General features: G+C 57.6%; 18 protein-coding genes and 3 tRNA genes. 6 read left to right on the top strand and 15 right to left on the bottom strand.

Going from position 1 to position 20,810, the window contains the following annotated elements; translation table 11 throughout:
• Positions 1–265: 265 nt before the first annotated feature.
• The 4 genes from cysC to LC059_RS13675 all read right to left on the bottom strand — a co-directional run bounded on the left by cysC (position 266) and on the right by LC059_RS13675 (position 1,549).
• Positions 266–889, bottom strand: coding sequence for an adenylyl-sulfate kinase (gene cysC / locus LC059_RS13690; protein ID WP_226704427.1), 624 nt, complete (start codon positions 887–889; stop codon positions 266–268).
• 201 nt (positions 890–1,090) lie between these two features.
• A tRNA-His gene (locus LC059_RS13685) sits at positions 1,091–1,166 on the bottom strand.
• Between the two features lie 213 nt (positions 1,167–1,379).
• A tRNA-Arg gene (locus LC059_RS13680) sits at positions 1,380–1,456 on the bottom strand.
• 16 nt (positions 1,457–1,472) lie between these two features.
• A tRNA-Pro gene (locus tag LC059_RS13675) sits at positions 1,473–1,549 on the bottom strand.
• 269 nt (positions 1,550–1,818) lie between these two features.
• On the opposite strand from LC059_RS13675, the gene folD reads away from it, so the two are divergent.
• Genes folD through LC059_RS13660 form a run of 3 tightly spaced genes read left to right on the top strand, consistent with a single transcriptional unit; the run spans position 1,819 to position 4,447 of the window.
• Complete coding sequence (gene folD / locus LC059_RS13670; RefSeq protein WP_226704426.1) at positions 1,819–2,664, top strand: bifunctional methylenetetrahydrofolate dehydrogenase/methenyltetrahydrofolate cyclohydrolase FolD; 846 nt, start codon at positions 1,819–1,821, stop codon at positions 2,662–2,664.
• Positions 2,657–3,379, top strand: coding sequence for a 16S rRNA pseudouridine(516) synthase RsuA (gene rsuA, locus LC059_RS13665; RefSeq protein WP_226704425.1), 723 nt, complete (start codon positions 2,657–2,659; stop codon positions 3,377–3,379). Before folD ends, rsuA begins: the two co-directional genes overlap by 8 nt.
• A 42-nt stretch (positions 3,380–3,421) precedes the next feature.
• Positions 3,422–4,447, top strand: coding sequence for a class I SAM-dependent methyltransferase (locus tag LC059_RS13660; RefSeq protein WP_226704424.1), 1,026 nt, complete (start codon positions 3,422–3,424; stop codon positions 4,445–4,447).
• Between the two features lie 53 nt (positions 4,448–4,500).
• On the opposite strand, the gene LC059_RS13655 is transcribed toward LC059_RS13660, so the two are convergent.
• The 10 genes from LC059_RS13655 to LC059_RS13610 form a co-directional block, all read right to left on the bottom strand.
• On the bottom strand, positions 4,501–4,956 hold the full coding sequence (locus LC059_RS13655) for a hypothetical protein (RefSeq protein WP_226704423.1): 456 nt from the start codon (positions 4,954–4,956) through the stop codon (positions 4,501–4,503).
• A gap of 108 nt (positions 4,957–5,064) precedes the next feature.
• A complete protein-coding gene (locus tag LC059_RS13650) occupies positions 5,065–5,817 on the bottom strand; it encodes a spermidine synthase (RefSeq protein ID WP_226704422.1) in 753 nt (250 codons plus the stop codon).
• 29 nt (positions 5,818–5,846) lie between these two features.
• Positions 5,847–6,311 carry a GAF domain-containing protein gene (locus LC059_RS13645; RefSeq protein WP_226704421.1) on the bottom strand — a complete coding sequence of 155 codons (465 nt, stop codon included), beginning with the start codon at positions 6,309–6,311 and terminating at the stop codon, positions 5,847–5,849.
• 123 nt (positions 6,312–6,434) lie between these two features.
• Complete coding sequence (locus LC059_RS13640) at positions 6,435–6,881, bottom strand: hypothetical protein (RefSeq protein ID WP_226704420.1); 447 nt, start codon at positions 6,879–6,881, stop codon at positions 6,435–6,437.
• Positions 6,882–6,993: 112 nt separating this feature from the next.
• Positions 6,994–10,632 carry an ATP-binding protein gene (locus tag LC059_RS13635; protein WP_226704419.1) on the bottom strand — a complete coding sequence of 1,213 codons (3,639 nt, stop codon included), beginning with the start codon at positions 10,630–10,632 and terminating at the stop codon, positions 6,994–6,996.
• 24 nt (positions 10,633–10,656) lie between these two features.
• The gene (locus tag LC059_RS13630) at positions 10,657–11,382 is read right to left on the bottom strand and encodes a DUF4194 domain-containing protein (RefSeq protein ID WP_226704418.1); all 726 of its coding nucleotides are present in this window, start codon (positions 11,380–11,382) and stop codon (positions 10,657–10,659) included.
• On the bottom strand, positions 11,375–12,814 hold the full coding sequence (locus LC059_RS13625) for a Wadjet anti-phage system protein JetA family protein (RefSeq protein ID WP_226704417.1): 1,440 nt from the start codon (positions 12,812–12,814) through the stop codon (positions 11,375–11,377). The genes LC059_RS13630 and LC059_RS13625 overlap by 8 nt, the downstream gene beginning before the upstream one ends.
• Positions 12,815–12,841: 27 nt before the next feature.
• A complete protein-coding gene (locus tag LC059_RS13620) occupies positions 12,842–13,030 on the bottom strand; it encodes a DUF3012 domain-containing protein (protein ID WP_226704416.1) in 189 nt (62 codons plus the stop codon).
• A gap of 94 nt (positions 13,031–13,124) precedes the next feature.
• Entirely contained in the window at positions 13,125–14,498 is a 1,374-nt protein-coding gene (cysS, locus tag LC059_RS13615) for a cysteine--tRNA ligase (RefSeq protein ID WP_226704415.1), read from the bottom strand.
• 23 nt (positions 14,499–14,521) lie between these two features.
• Complete coding sequence (locus LC059_RS13610; RefSeq protein ID WP_226704414.1) at positions 14,522–16,195, bottom strand: glutamine--tRNA ligase/YqeY domain fusion protein; 1,674 nt, start codon at positions 16,193–16,195, stop codon at positions 14,522–14,524.
• Between the two features lie 164 nt (positions 16,196–16,359).
• Here LC059_RS13610 and LC059_RS13605 point away from each other — a divergent pair, with 164 nt between their 5' ends.
• From LC059_RS13605 to LC059_RS13595, 3 genes are all read left to right on the top strand, one after another.
• Complete coding sequence (locus LC059_RS13605; RefSeq protein ID WP_226704413.1) at positions 16,360–16,869, top strand: peptidylprolyl isomerase; 510 nt, start codon at positions 16,360–16,362, stop codon at positions 16,867–16,869.
• A gap of 37 nt (positions 16,870–16,906) precedes the next feature.
• Positions 16,907–17,710 carry a UDP-2,3-diacylglucosamine diphosphatase gene (locus tag LC059_RS13600; RefSeq protein WP_226704412.1) on the top strand — a complete coding sequence of 268 codons (804 nt, stop codon included), beginning with the start codon at positions 16,907–16,909 and terminating at the stop codon, positions 17,708–17,710.
• A 71-nt stretch (positions 17,711–17,781) separates the two neighbouring features.
• Positions 17,782–18,954, top strand: coding sequence for a saccharopine dehydrogenase NADP-binding domain-containing protein (locus LC059_RS13595; protein WP_226704411.1), 1,173 nt, complete (start codon positions 17,782–17,784; stop codon positions 18,952–18,954).
• A 148-nt stretch (positions 18,955–19,102) separates the two neighbouring features.
• Here LC059_RS13595 and LC059_RS13590 read toward each other — a convergent pair whose 3' ends face one another.
• Complete coding sequence (locus tag LC059_RS13590) at positions 19,103–20,731, bottom strand: SulP family inorganic anion transporter (protein WP_226704410.1); 1,629 nt, start codon at positions 20,729–20,731, stop codon at positions 19,103–19,105.
• Between the last annotated feature and the right edge of the window lie 79 nt (positions 20,732–20,810).

The raw sequence follows: 20,810 nt of genomic DNA, 5'->3' as shown, positions 1-20,810 counted from the left end.
GGGAGTTAACTTGAAGAAAATGCGGGGTTAAATGACCGGCCGAAATGCAAGGTTGCAGAGTCCCGGAAATGGGGAACAGATGTATCGCATCTGGAAACAGGCGACGATATTTTTGCGAGTATTTCGAGGCGGGAGATGACGTTCGGCTAACAAGCCGGCACTAGAAGCTGGATGAGACTCTGTAAGAGCCTGCCTTGCAGGCGAACCTCGAGGTTATACCGGGTTCGCCTGCAAGACAGGCTCCTACAGATGAGTACGGCGACGGTTAGACGATGATGCCGCGCTCTTGCAAGGCACTGATCACCGCTTCCACCTCGTCCTCCAGGGTCATCTGGTCGGTGCGCAGGTGCAGCTCGGGATTTGCCGGAGCTTCATAGGGGTCATCAATACCGGTGAAACCACGGATTTCGCCAGCACGAGCCTTTTTGTACAGCCCCTTGGGGTCGCGCTCTTCTGCAGCTTCGAGGGAGCAGTCAATAAAGACCTCCATAAACGGAAGATCACCTTCTTCGTGCATCTTGCGCACCTGGTCACGGTCTTCCGCATACGGGCTGATAAAGCTGCTCAGTACCACTACCCCGGTGTCGGCAAACAGCTTGGAGATCTCACCTACACGGCGGATGTTTTCCTGACGATCCTCTGCGGAAAAACCCAGGTTGGAGTTAATACCCAGGCGAATGTTATCGCCATCCAGCCGATAGCTCAGCACGCCACGCGCTGCCAGCGCCTTTTCCACCGCAACGGCTACAGTGCTTTTGCCAGAACCGGAAAGACCGGTGAACCACAGGGTTACACCCTTATGACCCAGCATTGCGGCACGGTCAGCACGATTAACGTCACCATCGTGCCAATGAACATTGGTTGCCTTTCGCTCGACTACTTCAGTCACTATTTCCCCCTAAGCCTTCTAAAAGTATCAAATGGTTATTTCCGGGCAGATCTGAGCCCGGAAGAGAAATGAAAAGATGAGAACTGGCGCGCATTATCCTTGATCACCCCAGCGAAGGTAAAGGCAACCGATAGAACAATGCCGCTCCAAAACCAAAAAACCCGGCATATAGCCGGGTTTGCGGGACCAACAGGTCAAATATGGGGTGGCCGACGGGGATCGAACCCGCGACCTCAGGAGCCACAATCCTGTGCTCTACCAACTGAGCTACGGCCACCATTGTAGAGTTTCACGTTGTGTCTTGTGGCAACACAACAAATCGCCTACCTCGCACAAAGCCCGGCAGGGTCAAAATCGCTGCTTGCAAAGCACCGCTTTGCGGCGATTTTGACGCCCATCAGCTACGCTGATGGGCCGGAATAGTCCTGCGACTTTAAGCTCACTCCGGACTATCACAGGTCTGCCGAGCTCTCAGCCACCATAAGGAATATGGCACGCCCGGCAGGACTCGAACCTGCGACCATCCGCTTAGAAGGCGGATGCTCTATCCAGCTGAGCTACGGGCGCAAGAAAACCCGGCATCTGGTCGGGGCAGAGGGATTCGAACCCCCGACATCCTGCTCCCAAAGCAGGCGCGCTACCAGACTGCGCTATGCCCCGATGTTCCTTCGCGGGGGTAGCCCCCGTTCGAGAGCGCGCATATTACTTCCGCCCCCCGGGGGTGTCAACGCCGCTAAGCCATTCTTTTTTAAAGTAGTTTAGCCTTTCGCCAACATTCGAACGCTATTCGAACACTCTCCGTGACTGAATAGGGAAAATGTTCGCCGCTTGTGCGAAAATGCCGCGCCTAAATTAAGCTTCTAGCTCCAACTATCACGAGCGCCGGCCCAATCCCGTGGTGCGCTCCCTGTTCAGGTTGAGAAATCCCTATGTCTGCACTGGTTCTGGACGGCAAGGCCCTTGCCCAGAAAACCGAAGAAGAACTGTCTGCCCGCGTTGCGGCCATGAAGGAAAAGAGCGGCGGGCAAACGCCCATCCTCGCCACCATCCTCGTCGGCGACGACCCCGCTTCTGCGACTTACGTAAAGATGAAGGGCAATGCCTGCCGCCGCATCGGCATGGACTCCCTGCAGGTCGAACTACCCTCCTCTACCACCACTGAGGAGCTACTGGCGAAAATCGAGGAGCTGAACAGCAACCCCAATGTTCACGGCATTCTGCTTCAGCATCCGGTACCCGAGCAGATTGACGAACGCGCCTGCTTCGACGCCATCGCGCTCGAGAAAGACGTAGACGGCGTAACCTGCCTGGGCTTCGGTCGTATGGCGATGGGTGAAGAAGCCTACGGCTGTGCCACTCCGAAAGGCATTATGCGACTGCTGGAAGCCTACGAGGTTGAACTGTCCGGCAAGCATGCCGTGGTGGTGGGCCGCAGCCCGATTCTCGGCAAGCCCATGGCCGCCATGCTGCTGAATGCAAATTCCACCGTTACCATCTGCCACTCCCGCACTCAGGATCTCGCCGAGCATATCAAGCGCGCCGATATTGTGGTGGGCGCCGTTGGTCGCCCGGAATTTATCAAGGCAGAGTGGATCAAGGATGGCGCCGTCGTTGTCGATGCCGGTTACCATCCGGGCGGCGTGGGCGATATCGAGCTAGAGCCGCTGAAAGAGCGCGCCGCAGCCTACACTCCGGTACCTGGTGGCGTTGGCCCAATGACCATCAACACCCTGATCTATCAGTCCGTAGATTCCGGTGAGAAAAAACTTGGCTGACAGTAAACCCATTCGACTCGACAAGGCTATCAGCCAGGTCACCGACCTCTCCAGGGCCGAAGTAAAGCGCGCAGCTAAACAGGAGCGGATCACCGTCAATGGTGTGGCGGTGTCCGACCCATCCAGCAAAATATATGAGTCTGACGAACTCTGTCTGGACGGTGAGCTGCTGGGAGAAGCCGGCCCGCGCTACTTTATGCTTAACAAGCCCCTCGGCTATGTATGTGCCACCAAAGATGGCGAGCACCCGACGGTGCTCGATCTGCTGGACGAGCCGAACAAGCACAAACTGCATATCGCCGGGCGCCTGGATATCGACACCACAGGGCTGGTACTGGTGACCGATGATGGCCAGTGGTCCCACCGCATCACCTCCCCACGCCACCATTGCGATAAAACCTATTACGCACAACTGGCTGACCCGATCGACGACAGCGCCATCGACAAGTTCGAAAAGGGAATTTGGCTGAACAATGAGAAGACCCGGACCAAGCCTGCGAAACTGGAAATCCTTTACCGCAACGAGGTGCGTGTCACCATCAGCGAAGGTCGTTACCATCAGGTAAAACGGATGTTCGCTGCGCTGGGAAACCGCGTGCTCGAGCTGCACAGGGAACGTATCGGGCAGATAGACCTGGACGAAGACCTGGCCGAGGGGGATTACCGGCCATTGACCGAAGATGAAATCATCAGCGTCGGCAACGAATCAACCTGACGCCTGATAACTGAAACGTCGCCATTTAAATATCACCAGCCAATGCAGACCCTGCTTTCACAACTACTGCGCGACAGCGACGAGAACACCCTGTGGATCGCCGACGAAAACAGCAAATCATTGCTGGATGCGAGGCTTTCACTCCCCGGCGTGCTGCTCAGCAACCGCTGGGATATTGCTCAGGCGGCCGTAGCCCAGGGGATATGTGCCCACTTTTGCGATTTCGACCTGACAATCGCCGGACAGAAGTACTCCCGTATCGTCTACCCGGTATCCAAGGAAAAGGCCGCAGTTCATCACGTCATCAATCACGCTCCCGACGTCTTGGGGTCCGAAGGAGAACTGGTGTTGCTGGGCAATAAAAGCAGCGGCATCAAGACCTACGCCCAAAAAACCGCGGCACGGTTTGGCTGTGTCAAACACTTGCAAAAACGCGGCAATGACTACCTCAGCGTCAGCAAAATTGACAGTGAAGCTTCCGGTGCGGCACTGGATGACAGCGATTACACGCAGCTCAGGCAACTCGACGCCCTCGACGGTCTCTATTCGAAACCCGGACTGTTCGGCTGGAATAAAGTGGACATCGGTAGCGCGCTACTGGCCGGGTATTTCGAGAGCCATTTACCCGAAGGGAATTGCCGGGCCGTCGACCTGGGTTGCGGCTACGGGTACCTCAGCGCACGGCTTGCCGGGGATGCTACCGCTAACCGGAAGCTGCATATTGAGGCTACCGACAACAACGCGGCCGCGTTGCTGGCATGCGAAAAGAATTTTGTGACGCGAGGAATTGCCGGCCGGGTTATCGCAGGTGATGCGGGGTCGGAGATCGACAGTAACAGCGCAGACCTCCTGGTCTGCAATCCCCCTTTTCATCAGGGTTTTTCGGTAGAGGGGGACCTGACCGACCGATTTCTGACACAGGCCGCACGCATACTGCACAAGGGCGGCACAGCCCTGTTTGTGGTCAACGAATTTATACCGCTCGGAAGAAAGGCCCAGGGCCTTTTCCAGCAGGTAGAGCTGCTGAACAAAGAAAAAGGCTTCTGCATTTACCGGCTGGTCAAGTAACCAAACCCGAAATCATAACCGGCGCTTCAACCGGAAGCACCGCAGAAGATTAATTAATAGTCCCGCAAGTTAAATAGATTGATCGATAGCGTGTGCTCTTCCAGCTGCTCCAGCTCCAGCAATCGCTCCAGCGCATGTTTCGCCGACGGCGTATCCGCTATCATCACTAGATCTCGATACTGGTCGGCGAGATACATCTCGATATCCATGGCCACTTTGCCAATGGCATCCGGATCGGTGATGTCGATATTGCGCAACTTCTGCAACAATTCTGGCTCCCTGCCCTCCGGTGCAAACTGCACCCAGGTGTGCAGCGCCCCTTCGCCGATGTCGTCGCGAAAGTTGTCCAGCGTGTAAGTCATCGAGACTTCGCGCCGCTTGAGCTGGTCAAGCAACAATCGCGCTCGATCATTTGCCGAGAGCAGTTCGAACTCTTCGTACTGCCGGCTCAACTTCAGGTGAAACTCCCTCCCCTCCTGAATCACATCTTCCAAGGTCTTGTACCGCATCAACTCATCCCGGGAAAATAACCGTCTAAATCCAGTATAGACACAAGGATCATTGGCGCGCCAACCGGATTTTTGGACAATATTCAGGTGAGGCTCTGGGGGAGGATGTCAACGGAGACGACTCAGATGGGCAGCGAGCTTGCGCTTGGGGTTTGCGGGGTTGATGGCAGCGGGCGCCTGCTCGGTCAAGGCGGCAGAATACAGAGGGTTGCGACTGAAGATACCAATACTGTTCTCATACTCCGGTAAATCTGCACTCCAGGCACCCTGAAGCTGCTCACGCAGTCCAGCACCGCGCCACCCGCTGCGCAGCAGCTCGAGCCTGCTGCCGAAGTTGCTGACCACCACACCGTCAGGGACAAGCAGCTTCAGAAGACGCTCGCACCAGGACCGGTCAGACTCAAAAGCACGCTCGGCAACACCGTCACAGTGGCCAAACAGGTCGTCGACAATCAGGTCAAACGTGCAGGTTCTTTTGCCCGTGACAGCGCCCTGCTCCGAGACATAAGCCCGTGCATCGGCACAAACCAGCTCCGCGCCACGCACACCAAAGTACCGGCGCGCAACCGTCAGGTGATGGCGATCGATATCCACACCGACGATCTCTTCAGGAGACAGATACCTCTGCAGTAGCCGGATCAGCGCACCACCACCCACACCGAGAATCAGTACCCGGCGCACCTGCTGAACAGGGCGGAAAAATACCGGCAGAAACAACAGCTCCCAAAGTGAGCCCTTGAGGGGGTCATTGGGGTTCCACTGGGAGTGAAAGACGCCATTACTGTACAGCCGGACGGTGGCCCCGTGGCTGCGCACCTCGTAGCGGTTATTTCCTACTCGCTTTTCCCAGACCAGCGCCATCCCTGCGGTTCACCCTTTTAGTCGAAATACTACGGAAGGTCGGAATGCGCCAGCAGCGCTTTCGCAAAGGCTTCCACACCCGCAAGGTCCTGTTCGGTAAACCGGGCAATCTGTGGACTGTCGATATCCAGCACGCCGATGCACTTATCACCGTTGTACAGTGGCACCACAACTTCCGATGCAGACACCGCATCACAGGCGATGTGTCCGGGGAACTGATGTACATCTTCGACGAGCTGGGACTGACCAGTCTTCACGGCGGTACCGCACACCCCTGCTCCCACCGGAATCCGGGTGCAGGCAGGCTTGCCCTGAAAAGGCCCGAGGCGAAGCTCGTCACCGTGCAGGAAATAAAACCCCGCCCAGTTGATGTCTTCGAGCTCAAGGAACAGCAGTGCGCTGGCATTGGCGGTATTCGCCAACCAGTCGCGCTCATCGGTTAGCAGACCAGACAACTGCGCGCAGAGGGATTCGTAAAAAGCGGTTACATTCATGGCTGGAAGTATCTATACCAGTGAGACTTACTACCAGTAATTTATACTGGTGACTGAAAACCAGAAGCCCGCTGGAAAGCGGGCTTCGAGTCAACATTTCAATAAAACTGACCTGCCAGGCATTTACTGGTAGGGGTCCGACACCGGCACTTCTTCGCCACCAGCTTCCACCTCGTAGGCTTCAGCATCTACTGTGGGCTTGGACCACTCGCCGTCATCGCCGGGCTCTTCGCGCCCGCGAATGGCCGGTGCCGCGGATGTCACATCCCCCGCGACCAGGCCGCGACGCTTATCTTGCGCCGGTGCAGGCTTGGAAATGGGCGCCGCCGGTTCATTTTTCAAGACCCGACTCGCGATAGCGTTCAGATTCGGACGCCGGCGTTCTGCCAACTTGACCGTCTCGAGTTCCGCATTGAGCCGATTGATCTCGGCCTGCATATCGCCCACCTTGGCCTGCAAGTCGGTAATCTGGGACAGTACCCCTTTTACCTTACGGCTTTCCTGTTCATACAACACCGCGGCTCCACCAAAGGCCACCGCAAAGACCAGCAAAATCGAAAATTGACGCATTAAAGCCTCCCCTGCTCAAGCGTTATGTTTTTATTACAACTCAGCGTGGTTTGTCGGCAAATAGTACCGGAATTGGACATATGTTCCATGAACTGGCGCGTAAAACGCAAGTTTAAATAGTGACCGGTTCTTCCAGCATATCCAGGAACTCCAGACTCGCCTGCTGGCGAATGGTCCGGCGGTGGTTGGCCCAGAGCTTGGCAATTCTCTCCTGATTGCAAACTTTGCGGTCAACATAGACCCGGGTATTCAGCTCTCCAACTGGCTTCGGACTCGGGCATTTACTGAACACGAACTGATTCGAGATCAGGTCCATAAAAGGCCCGGACTTGCTGCTGGGCATAATAAACAGCAACTGCAATCCAAGGGTCTCCGTCAAGTAACGGATAACCTCGCGGGACCGGGATTCGTCCATCTTGGAGAAGGCCTCATCCACCAGCACCATTTTCAGGTGACTGTTGCCGTCGTTGAAACGGAATGCGGACGTCACCGCTGCCGAGCGGATAATATAGGCCGGTGTTTCCAGCTGTCCACCGGAGCCGGTACCGTACTGACTGAGCGCGATGGGCTCCTTGCCCTGCGGCTCCTTATATATCTCGTAATTGCGGTAGTTGCGGTAATCACTGATACGGTCGAGCTCACGGCGGGCGAGTTGCTCGTCATCGCTGAGCAGCATATTCAAAAGCTTGTCGCGCACCTGCTGATGCTTGGGCTCCAGATCCGCATCAAACAGGCTCTGCTCTTCGCCGAGACTTGGAAGCTCGATGACCGCCTTGAAGAAATTCCAGTACTCCTTGAATTCCGGCACCCAGCGGTAATCGAAGCGGAAGCGCTCACGATCCGCGCCAAAGCGGTGGTGCTCCAGCTCGCCATTCAGGTCATCCAGCACACGCTTGCCATCATTGATGGACTGGTAAATCGCGTGGCACAGATGGGTTACGAAGGTTGTGTTGAAGGACTTTTTCAGCCCCTGTAACTGTTCGTGACGATCCACCAGCAGGTTGTTCTTGAGGCGGTTGCGCAGTGCGGTCACCTGCTCCACCAGCTGGCACACCAGCTTGAACTGGGCCTCATTGTGGCCGCCGGCAAAATCCGGATCGAAAGAGAGCGTGTCGCCGGCACTGCAACTGCTGTTGTAGTCCATCACCGCTTTCAGCAGGTGGTGGCTGTACTTCTGCAGCAGTCCGCGCCACTCGGCCACGTCCTGGGAGAAATCAAAACTGTCATCCGCTTTTGCGGCCTGCTCATCTGCCTGATGCAGCACGGACTCCACATCGAAGTCCGGCGTGATCTGCGCAATTCGCTGAACCGCCGCTTCGCTGTCTGTCAGCGCTTCGTCGAGCTGATCCAGCTGCGCGGACAATGCCTGCAGCTGCTTGCCGATATTGTCGAGGTTACTCTCCAGTTTGCCGGCGAGCTTTTGCAGCGCGGCACCTTGCTGACGCTCGCTCTCGAGCTTTTCGTGCAAGGCATTGGCCTGTTGCTCCAGCTCCAGGCCATCGTCCAGGTCAAGGTTTGCCAGCGCCTGCTCGGCATTGCGCCCTTGCCGCTGGGCGTCCAGCGCGGTATCCACTGCATCGAGGAGCTTTAACGACGTGAGGCTCCGCACCGCCTGCGCCAGGTTGCGCAACTGTTGCTGCTGGTCGTGCACCTGTCCAGCCTCTTTCAGCAACTGCTGCAATGCGCGCTCCTGCGCCGCCAGCGCCCGCGCACGCGCCCCCTGCCCGAATACCAGCTCGCTGTCATCGATGTCGCAACGCCACATACTGTAGTTGCCACTGGCCAGACCCTCCGGGGTCAGCCCGCGACGGGTGCCACGCAACTCCTGCGCGTCTCGCACCTGCAACACGGTGCCGTAGGAGGCCCGCAGATAGTATTCCGCGGTCTTGTGGTTAAAGGTCATCAAATCGACGATCGACTTCTTCGGCGACTCCAGTCGCTCTGCGTCGCGCCGGGCCTTGTCGCCCTGGATGACGCGCGCGCGGTTACTGCGGCCGGGCATGGCACGCACGATGGCAATGGCCTCGGCCTCGTAAGCCGGGTCGACAATAATCGAAAAACGGGCACCGCCAAGATAGCCTTCCACCGCCATCTGCCAGCGCTCGTCGAGCACCTCGACGAAATCACACAGCACCTGTGGTTCCGCCTGCGGGCACTGCTCGCGAATAGCCGCCAATGCCTGGTCAACATAATGCGGATAGCGCACACGGTTGGACTGTAAGTGCTGAATACGGGATTCCTGGGTGTGCAGCTGCTTCTGTAGCTGCTGAACCTTCAGCTCACCGCGGGACACCAGATCATTGACCTGATCGCGCAGGGTAATTTCACCGGGTTCGGCTTCCGTCATCTGGCGCACCAGGCGGTTTTGCGCGGTCTCGGCGATCGCCGCCTGATCGCGCAGGGACTCCTGCGCGGCGAGGTCAATCCAGTCCTTGGCGAGCAATCCGTCCAGCTTCGGCAGCGCATCGCTGCGGCCCACCGCCTTCAGGGATTTCACCAGCCCGCCATCGGCAAACGCCGGTATTTCCAGTGACACCGATGTAGTGCTGAGCAGGGACAACAGCTCACCAACTGCCGCCTGGTTGGCAGTAAACAACTGCTGCTGCGCTGCTAGTGGCGCCGCTAGCGAAGATAGCGTCCGGTTGGCCTCGGCAATTTTTCGATCCAGTTCGTCTTTGGTGCGCAGCGCAGATATGCCCTGGCGCTGGGCTTGAATCGCGACCAGTTGCTCGCTCAGGTGACGAGTGCGACTCTCGGACTGCTGGATCTCCTGCCCCGTGCGCTCCAGTTCAGCGCGCGTTTCCTTCTGGCGATTTTTGCCTTCAACATAGGTTTTCTGCACGCGAAGCTGCTGGTGCTTGGCCTGCAGATACTCCTGTACACGCAGTTGCAGCCATTGCTCGGTGTAGAGATCCGCAGACTCGGCAATGCGCTGCAGGGCACCGACCCGCTCGACGATTTCCCGCGCTTCCAGCTCCATCCCGTGGATGGTTTTCATCAACTCGGAAACTGATCGGATGGCCTCACCGAGGTCGCGCTTTTCCAAAACTTCCTGAGCGACAAAATCGTTGATGCTCTTGACCGGCTTATAGGCCATGAAATTGGCAAAGGTACGCGCCGCGTGGGTCGCTTCCCGATCGGGTACCGCATCTTTGCGGCCGCGCAGCGCACCATAGAGGCGGCGCAGATACGCTTTCTTTTTGTCGTATTGCTCCACCCGCTCAAACTGCTTGCTGACAACGCCGTAAAACTTGTCCAGCGGCAGCAGGTGTTTGCCGTCTTTGTACTCTTTGATGAAGTCATTCATCGCCAGCTGCTCGCCGGGAATGACGAAAAACTTCAGACTATCCTGACGGGCCTGGCTCGGCTTGGTGCTGGTGTCCAGATGCGCACGGATGCCCATGATGGCGGTAAAGGGTTCGCCGTCTTCGCCTTCGGTCGGATAGAAATTACCGACGATATAGCAGTCGGTGGGCTTGAGGCGTGCATAGCTGCCGTCATCACACCCAAGCACATAAGACGCAAGGGTACGCACCTGCTTACCACCGCGCCCACGCTGGGTGGTTTCATCCTGCCCCGGGTTGAAGGTAAACAGGGTATCGTGGGCGGCGGTCATCAGGGTCTGGATGGCATCGGCCGCTGTGGTTTTACCGGAGCCATTGCCACCGGAAAACAGGTTGATTGGGCCGAAGTCGTATTCCAGCTGGGGGATATTGCCCCAGTTAATCAGAATGAGTTTTTTCAGAAACATACGTTTCGTATTCTCAACTTATTGTTAGTGCGATTCGGCAAAGAGGCTGTGATCTTCGCTGGTCGGCGTGATGCGCTCAACTTCGGATTGCTCCTGCGGCGAATCGTCGGACTGCGCCTGCGGCACGTCTGTTTCCAGTAACTGGGCCAGCGCAGATTCACTGACAAACTGGGCAATGGTGGGTCTCACCCGCAGCAGGATCTCGGCCGCGGTTTCACTATCGTCACCGTTAAACTGAATAAGGCGCAGCTGTCGCAATTTTTTCAGCAATAGCTTGCGCTCTGCCAGCTTGTCCGGAAGGGACATCTTCAGCAGGTTGCGCAGCCCCAGCTCCAGCGCTTCCAGGGTCAACGCCACGCAGCCGTGATCATCGACCTGCCCTTCGCGCAGTGATTTATCGTACTCCACCCGCAACACCAGAATCGCCGCCACCTCCTGCTGCGACAAGCGCGCGCGGAAGCCGCCGTGGTGGGGTTCTTCCTGGTCGGGCATTCCCGGCACTTCCGAGCCCGGCGGATAAACGCGGATAAACTGGAAGCGACTGTCGTGCTGCAAACGCAGACCCAGTGGCGCAATCCATTCACGGACTATCTGCTCGCAGCGCTGAAAACGGTCGTAGAGAACCGTTTCGATATTACTTTCATCCCGGCAGATAACGCCGTAATCCAGCAGCCGCACCAGCAGCTCGGAAAACTCACTGCGGGTCAGTTTGGACTGGGCCAGAGCCTCTTCCAGTGCCTGTTCAATCACGTTTGTTCAACTCGGTTTTCAATTCAAGCGTGTATTCATCAAATTGCTGAAAGTAATCATTACTGGCGACTTCGCCGGTAAAGTCCACTTCCATAAACGGACCACTGCCGTCCTGCGACACCGCTGCGGCCTCCAGTGCGTGGCTCATAGCCAGCAGGTCGCGGGCATCTTTCAACGGCAGATCGCGGCTGTTTACCTTCTGCCCGCTGCCGAGGGCACTGGAAAGGTAATTGCGCAAGTCACTGCTGTTGAAATTGAACGCCTGATCCAGCAATTGCTGCAGCAGTATGTCGCGCTGGCTGTCGTCACTGATCGGCGCCTCGTCTTCCACCAGCGTATTGACCGGCTGACGGCGGCTGCGCTGCCACAACTGAGTTTGTTTGGGATCGTATAACCGCAGCTGAAAGGCCGCCAGTTGATCGCCAAGTTGCGACAAAACTTCGTCGCGATTGCCGGCTTTTCCCAGGTCCTGACACAGATCGGTAAATGCACCTTCGGTATTGCTCTGCAAATAACTGAGCTGGCGAATGATGATCTCCGCGCGCTTGGTAAACCCCTGCAGGGCCTGGCGCAGCGCAGGCAGCTTTACTTCACAAGCGCGGCGCATCCGGTCTTCGATGGTATCGAGCATCAGCCAGAGTACCGACTGCCCATCCGAGTGCAATTCCGGCAGCTGCTGCCTTAGACGGCGCTCCCACTCGGCTTTGTTCGCGTTGTCTTTGCGGCGAATCTGGGCGATGACACGGCCAATACTGTCGCGGTGTTTCTCGACGCTGTCCGCAGAGAGGCGAATGGCAAGGTCAGGCTGGAAGCGACTCTCCATAAACGAAAAGAATTCGTCGGTAGCCTGCTGAACCAGGATCTGCGCCTCCACTTCCCGCACCAGCTCGCGTTTGCGCTCTTCCAGCTCCGCAATCATGTCCGTGAAGTCGGCAACAATGCGCTCTGAATATTCCCAGGCATCGATGAGGTCATAGACTTCGCCGCGACTGGCGAAGGCCTCGAGTGCGTTGAGTGTATTGCGGGTATTACGGTGGCGGGTCCGCACGCGGGTGCTGTTAAGCTCCACAAGCGGCTGGGTAAACAAGCGGCCGCGACGGCTGAAAGGATAGGAAACCGTCAGGGTGGCGCTGTCGACGAGCTTTTCCAACCAGCCAAATTCCACCAGGCTGTTCAACACCCATACGGATTGCTCGCGAAGGCCGCGAAAGCGCCCTTCCGGTTCTGCAGCACCATCACTATCGAGCTGCGGTGCGCGAGTCAACGCTTCAGCAAAGGTTTCCAGTATCTGTTCGCGCGTCAGAGACTCGCCGTAGTCCGCCTTGGCGGTGTACAGGCGCTCATACAATAAACGCAGGCACTCAACCACCTGCTCCCGGTATTTACCGGTGAGCGGGCGAAAAAAATGCTGGTAGGAGTCTGCAAAAAACAACGGGCAGGCTTCCGTAACGTTGGGCGATTACTGGTCTTCGGGCTTCTGGTTCAGCACGCAGAATTTGGTGTAGTCACCGGCGTCGTTGAAACTCCACTCGCCCTTCGGGGTCTCATCCATCTTCTTGCACCAAGCTTCGGAGCCACGTTTGGGTTCACAGGCAGTGAGCAGGAAAGCAGCGGCGAGGATGGCGGCGATGGTCAGTGTGTTTTTCATGGTCCGTTTCTCTTTTTTGTTCTGTCTTTTTGTTTTGCAGTCGAAGGAGCCTGCCTTGCAGGCTCCTACATAGTGGCTTTTTAATGCCTTGGGGTTACTCCCGACGCCACTTGGTGCCTTCGCGGCTATCTTCCAATACGACGCCCCTTGCCTTCAGTTCCTCACGGATTTCATCGGCGCGGGCAAAGTTTTTGTCTTTCTTGCTCTGCTGACGCTCGGCGATCAGGGCTTCGATTTCATCTTCGCTGATTTCATCACCACCGCGGGACTGCTTGAACCAGGCCTCGGGGTCCAGTTGCAGAATGCCGAGCATTTCCCCAGCAGCCAGTAGCCCGCCTTTCAATGCGGGCTTATCGGCATCCGCCGCTTTGTTCAGCTCTCGCGCCAGCTGGTGCAACTCGCTGATGGCAATCGGCGTATTCAGGTCATCGTGTAGCGCCGCGATAAACGCGGACTCGGCCAGGTCGACCTCTGCAGCTTCGACATCCTGAGTATCACGCAGTGCGCCGTAGAGCCCATCCAAGGTGCGCCAGGCCTGATCCAGCAGGTCGGCACTGAAGTTGAGTTCGGAACGGTAGTGCGCAGACAGCAGTGCGAAACGCAGCACCTCGCCGGGGTACTGCTTCAGCAGATCATTGACCATGCGGAAGTTGCCCAGGGACTTGGACATCTTCTCGCCATCAATATTGACGTAGCCGTTGTGCATCCAGTAGCGCACAAAGTCCACACCATTGGCGCAGCAGCTTTGGGCGCGCTCGTTCTCGTGGTGCGGGAAGGTGAGATCGCGGCCACCGCCGTGGATATCGATGGTATCGCCGAGGTGCTTTTTGATCATCGCCGAGCACTCCAGGTGCCAGCCCGGACGACCGCGGCCCCAGGGGCTGTCCCAACCCGGCTCGTCCTCGGAAGATGGCTTCCACAATACGAAGTCACCGGCATACTTTTTGTACGGCGCCACTTCAACCCGCGCACCGGCGAGCATATCGTCCAGGGAGCGCTTGGAAAGCTTGCCGTAGTCGTCCATGGTCTGCACGGCAAACAATACATGGCCCTCTGCCGCGTAGGCATTACCCTTCTCTACCAACCTTTCGATCATCGCGATCATTTCCGGCAGATGCTCGGTGGCGTAGGGAGTAACGTCTGGCTGCAGCGTGTTTAGCGCCTGCATATCTTCAAAGTAGGCCTGGGCGAAACGCGCACTCAGGACACCGATTTCTTCACCGTTATCACGGGCGGCCTTCATGATCTTGTCGTCGATATCGGTGATATTGCGCGCGTAGACCACGTCGCTGTACAGGCTCTTCAGTACGCGGTACAGGGTATCGAACACCACCGCGGGGCGCGCATTGCCGATATGCACACGGTTGTATACGGTCGGACCGCACACGTACATGCGCACGCGGTCTTCCTGAATCGGCTTGAATACTTCCTTTTCACCAGAGAAGGTGTTGTAAAGCTTGAGAGACATCTCTTCTCGCTATTTTTTACAGATTACTTGTTTTGTTCTTTCGCCCAGGAGTCCCGCAAACCAATGGTGCGGTTGAACACAGGCTTTTCCACGCTGCCGTATTTGCTGTCGCGACAGAAATAACCGTTGCGCTCAAACTGATAGCCCTGCTCCGGTTGTGCGTGGGCGAGGCCGATTTCCGCCTTGCACCCGCTCAGCACTTTCAGGTTGTCCGGGTTAACGGACTCGAGAAAGTTCTTGTCGCCCACGTCCGGGGATTCTTCATTGAACAGGCGATCGTACAGGCGCACTTCGCAGTCCACATTGTTGTCTGCAGATACCCAGTGGATCACGCCTTTCGGTTTTACGCCGTCTGCCGGGTCTTTGCCCAGGGTATCCAGATCGACAGAACACAACACCTCGATTATCTCGCCGGCATCGTTTTTGACAACTTCATCCGCCTGAATCACGTAGGCATTGCGCAGGCGGACTTTCTTGCCCAGCACCAGGCGCTTGTACTTCTTGTTGGCTTCCTCGCGGAAGTCTTCCTGCTCGATGTACACGGTCTTGGTAAAGGGGAGCTCACGTGCTGGCAGGTCGTCACGCACCGGGTGGCCGGGAGCACTCAGCATCTCCTGCTGTCCTTCCGGGTAATTTGTGAGGGTCACTTTCAGCGGCTCCATCACGCACATAGCGCGCGGCGCGTTTTTATCCAGGTCGTCACGAATGGCGTATTCCAGCATGCCCACATCTACAGTGGAGTCGGAACGGGTTACGCCGATCATTTCACAGAACTGGCGGATGGATGCCGGCGTCACACCGCGACGGCGGAGCCCGGAGATAGTCGGCATGCGCGGGTCGTCCCAGCCGTCCACGAAACCCTCATCCACCAGCTGCTTGAGTTTGCGCTTGGACACCACGGTGTAGTTCAGGTGCAGGCGGGCAAACTCGTACTGACGCGGACGCGCCGGCACGGGCAGGTGTTCGATAAACCAGTCGTACAGGGGTTTGTGATCTTCAAACTCCAGGGTGCAGATGGAATGGCTGATACCTTCCAGTGCATCGGACTGGCCGTGGGCAAAGTCGTAGCTGGGGTAGATGCACCATTTGTCACCAGTCTGGTGATGGGCCATTTTCTTGATGCGATAAATTATCGGATCGCGCAGGTTGATATTTGGCGCCGCCATGTCGATCTTGGCGCGTAGGCTGCAGCTGCCCTCATCGAACTCACCGGCCGCCATGCGCGCAAACAGGTCCAGGTTTTCTTCCACGGAGCGATCGCGGAACGGACTGTTCTTGCCAGGTGCTTTCAGGGTACCGCGGTATTCACGGGCCTGTTCCGGCGACAGGTCGCAGACGTAAGCCTTACCTTCCTTGATCAGGTGGATCGCCCACTGGTGCAGCTGGTCGAAGTAGTCCGAGGTGTATTTCGCCTCCCCAGCCCACTCGAAGCCCAGCCAGGATACATCGCGCTTGATCGCATCGACGTATTCCTCTTCTTCTTTCGCCGGATTGGTATCGTCGAAGCGCAGGTTGCACTGGCCGCCGAACTCTTTCGCCAGGCCAAAATTCAGACAGATGGATTTGGCGTGACCGATATGCAGGTAGCCGTTAGGCTCCGGCGGAAAACGGGTGGTCAGCTGATCAACCCGGCCTTCGGCCAGGTCTTCACGAATGATGTTCTGAAGGAAGTGAGCGGGCTTGCTCTCGGATGTCATGGCTATCTCTAAATCAACTACTCGAAGTAAGCGGCGGATTATAACGCAGATGACCGCCACCGCATGGGGTTTTCACTGCTTGCAGACCACCGGCCAGCGCGGCTTGCGTCGGTCTGTGAACAGAGTATCATGCCGCCCCAAACCGACCCCGGACAGGACATTTTATGATCACTCTGCACACTACTCACGGCGACATCGCTATCGAACTGGATTTTGACAAGGCGCCCAAGACCGCTGCCAACTTCCTGCAGTACTGCCGTGACGATTTTTACACCGGCACCATCTTTCACCGAGTGATCAATAATTTCATGATCCAGGGCGGCGGCATGACCCCGAACATGGATCAGAAGCCTACCCGCGACACGATCGAAAACGAAGCCGACAACGGCCTGAAGAACGACACCGGCACCCTGGCCATGGCACGCACCATGGACCCGCACTCTGCCACTGCTCAGTTTTTCATCAACGTGAACGACAACGACTTCCTGAACTTCCGCGCCAAAGATGCTCAGGGCTGGGGCTACTGCGTGTTCGGCAAGGTCGTCGACGGCATGGACGTGGTCAACAAGATTAAAGAAGTTGCGACCGGCAGCAACGGTTTCCACCAGGACGTTCCGACCGAAACCATCGAGATCACTGGCGTAACCGTCTCCGACGCCTACGCTGACAGGTAATCTCGACCTCTCCGATATTTAAGGGCGGACTTCTCCAGTGGCAACTTTCCTGATCTCAGACCTGCACCTGGACGAGTCCCGCCCAGCCATCACCCGCGCCTTCTTCAATTTTCTTGAAGGCCCCGCCGCTGGCGCGGACGCGCTATATATCCTCGGCGACTTTTTCGAAGTATGGATCGGCGACGACGATGATGCCCCCCTCGCAGAAGAAGTCGCACGCCAACTGAAGAGCTACAGCGACAAGGGCACCGCCCTGTATCTGATGCACGGCAACCGCGACTTCCTGCTGGGCGAGGACTACGCACGGCGCTGCGGTGCCACCCTGCTCCCCGACCCCTCTCTGGTCATCTTGGCAGACCAACCCGTCTTACTGATGCACGGCGACAGCCTGTGTACCCTGGACCAGGAATATATGGCCTTTCGCCAGCAGGCGCGCAACCCCGAGTGGCAGCAGGCATTGCTCGCCAAACCTTTACAAGAGCGCCGCCAGATCGCCGCACAGATCCGCTCCGTATCCAAGTCCATGAACAGCCGCAAGGCAGAAGACATCATGGATGTCACTGCGGACGAGGTGGAGAAGGTGATGCGCGACCACCAGGTACACACACTGATTCACGGCCACACCCATCGCCCGGCCCGGCACCAGCTGACCATTGATGGTAAGCCCGCGGAGCGCATTGTGCTGGGAGACTGGGGAGAGCTGGGCTGGTGTATCAAAGCACAAGACTGCGCCGAGAAATCGGAGGACGCCGATGGCCAGGACGTCAGCGCTGCCACCAATTCCACCAAACATTCGTTGAACACGGGACTTGAACTCATCCACTGGGCCACGGCAGACTAGACATTCACGCTAATTGCGCGCGCCGCTATCGATAACCGGATTATGGAAAGCCGGAATCAGGAGTCTGTCAGTTGTCTTCCACAAAAAATTTGCGCAAACGGGTATTGATTCTCGGCGGCTACGGCACTTTTGGCAGCCGTATCGCGGAAATGCTCGGCAGCGAATCTAATCTCCACGTTATCGTCGCCGGACACGACCTGTTCAAGGCCGAACTCCTCGCCGACCGCTTGCAACAGCAACATAGCGAGACCGACACCAAATCCCGCTGTACGTTTGAGGGGCTTCGACTCGACCATGAGTCTGCGAGCCTCACGGTCCAGCTGAAGGACCTGGATCTCGACCTGCTGATTCATTGCGCGGGCCCCTTCCAGCAGCAGGACTATCACGTCCCCGATGCCTGTATCGCAAACAGTATCCACTATCTGGACATTGCCGATGCTGCCAGCTTTGTCAGTGAAATCGAAACCCTGAACCAGAGCGCGGAAGATGCCGGATGTACCGTGATCAGTGGCGCGAGCAGCCTGCCAGCATTGAGCTCAGCAGTCATCCAGGTTCTCGGCAAGCCCTTTCACAAGATTGACGACATCGAGATCAATATCGCGCCCGCCCACCGTATCAGTCGCGGGCTAGCGACTGTACGCGCCGGCTTTGAGTCTCTGGGCACGGAGCTCACGCTGTTACGCGATGGCCAGCCTGTCCCCAGCTACTCCGGTGGCGAACTGCGCAAAATCACCCTTGGCCACCCGGTGGGCGAGCGCCAGGTGTGCAATTTCGATGTACCGGACCTGCGATTAATTCCCAAACTGATACCAGAGGTGAAAAATCTGCGTTTTGGCACCGGCGTGCAGCCAACGCTGTTGCAGTGGGGACTCGCCCTGAGCGCCCGCCTGGCCCGCATCCACAGGCCGTCGACAATTCCCGACCCGCTGCCGTATCTCGCCCGGCTCGGACACTGGCTCGCCGCCCGCTGGCCCGGAGGCAGCGACCACGGCGGCATGCAGGTCGAAATTACGGGAATTGCCGGAGGTGCAGGCCAGCGGGCCCGCTGGCAGATTCTCGGACTCAATGGTGACGGCCCGTGGATCCCGGCCGCCCCAGCCGCCGCGATGGCGCGAAAGCTTGTTCGCGGTGAATACAGCAATCACGGTGCTCGCCCCTGCTGGCAGCTGCTGTCACTGGAGGAAATCCTGCGGGAGCTGGAAGCCTACTCTGTTGTGACTTCTGTCGAAGCCCCCGGCGCTTGATACGCACTGCCCCACCGTCAATGCCCCACCGTCAACGCCCGACGCAATCAAAGCCGAAATGAAACACATAAAAAAGCCCGCAGAAGGATGCCCGACGATTGACATCGGACACCTCGCTGCGGGCTTTTGCCGGTCACGGGTTTACTGATCAGACCGCCCGCGCCGAAAGATGGCCATCACACTCGCCACTCAGCAGGTTTTCGGCCGCACGCAGTGCGTCGCCAAGGGTCTTGTAGCTACCCTGCGCTGGCACACGGCCGTTCAACCTCTTGAGCACACCTTCGACTTCTTCGTTCATGCCAGTCAGGAACAGCTGCTTGCCACTATCCTTGGCATCCGACGCGATGGTTTCCACCGCAAGTGCTGCAGAAACATCCAGGAAAGGCACCGATGAGAAATTCAGGATCAGAACCCGGGACTGGGCACTACTCTGCTCACGCACATGATGGCCGAGGTCTGCGGCAGCACCGAAACTCAGCGGGCCACTGAATTCAAACAGGGCAATGCGGTCGCGGTTGCGCTCCAGAATTGCTTTCTCTTCGTCGCTATCCAAGTGCTCCGGCAGGTTTCGCAGGTGCTCGATCTGCAGGCTGGCAACCTGTTTCACATAGGCGAGCGCTGCCAGTACTACACCGACACCTACCGCAGTAATCAGGTCCACAAACACGGTCAACCCTAATACCAGAACCATCAGCAGCAGATCCCAACGGGGGCCCTGATGCGCGCGCTTCAGGTATTTCCAGTCGATGATATCCAGACCGACTTTCACCAGAATCCCCGCCAGCACCGCCTGCGGAATATTTTCAGCCAGCGGACCCAGTCCAAGGGCCACTGCCAGCAATACCAGTGAGTGCACCATGCCGGAAATACGGGTCTGGCCACCGGAACGGATATTGACCACAGTACGCATAGTGGCACCGGCGCCGGCGATGCCGCCAATAAAGCCCGCCGCAGTGTTACCAATGCCCTGCCCGATCAGCTCCTTGTTACTGTGGTGACGGGTGCGGGTCATATTGTCCGCAACCAGTGAGGTCAGGAGACTGTCCAGCGCACCGAGGATCGCGAGAATAATTGCCGCCTCAACCACCAGCACCATGTTGTCGCCACCCAGCACCGGCATTTGCAACTCCGGCAAGCCAGTGGGAATGCTACCCAGAATCGGTACATCCAGCAGGAAGTACGCGAGTACGGTACCTATCACAAGCGCCGCGAGCGGGCTCGGCACATATTTGCCCCATTTCGCGGGCCACATGTACACCATCACCAGCGTGCCCAGGCCCAGCAGCAGGTTCGCAGGATGCACGGCAGAGAGCGCCTCGGGCACATTGCCGAGCGCCCCCAGCGTACCGCCCGGCGATGCGTGGCCGAGTAACGGGTTCAGCTGGAGAATGATGATGATCACACCGATTCCGGTCATGAAACCGGAGATTACCGGGTATGGCACCAGCCGGATGTAGTGGCCAACCCCCAAAATCCCGAAGACCACCTGAAGTAAACCCGCGAGAATTACCGCGGTAAAGATCAGTGATGCATCCCCGGAAAGGCTGGCGAACAGACCCGCGAGCACCACCACCATCGGTCCGGTAGGGCCAGAGATCTGCGGACCGGTGCCGCCAAACAGCGCGGCGAAAAAGCCCACCGCAATGGCACCGTAGATACCTGCCATGGGGCCAAGCCCCGAGGCCACGCCGAGCGCCAGGGCCAGGGGCAGCGCAACTACACCTGCAGTAATGCCACCAGTGATATCGCCGCGCAGATTGCTTAAATCAAACTTCATTCCCGCTTTACCTCTTTTACTTCAATACCTTCCCTGCTTGCCTTGCGGCGGGCTCAGCTACAGCCAGAGCCGTCAGCTA

Origin of the sequence: Microbulbifer elongatus (genome assembly GCF_020524885.1) — a bacterium.
Lineage (GTDB): Bacteria > Pseudomonadota > Gammaproteobacteria > Pseudomonadales > Cellvibrionaceae > Microbulbifer > Microbulbifer elongatus_A.
This window is presented reverse-complemented; position numbering and strand designations above follow the sequence as displayed.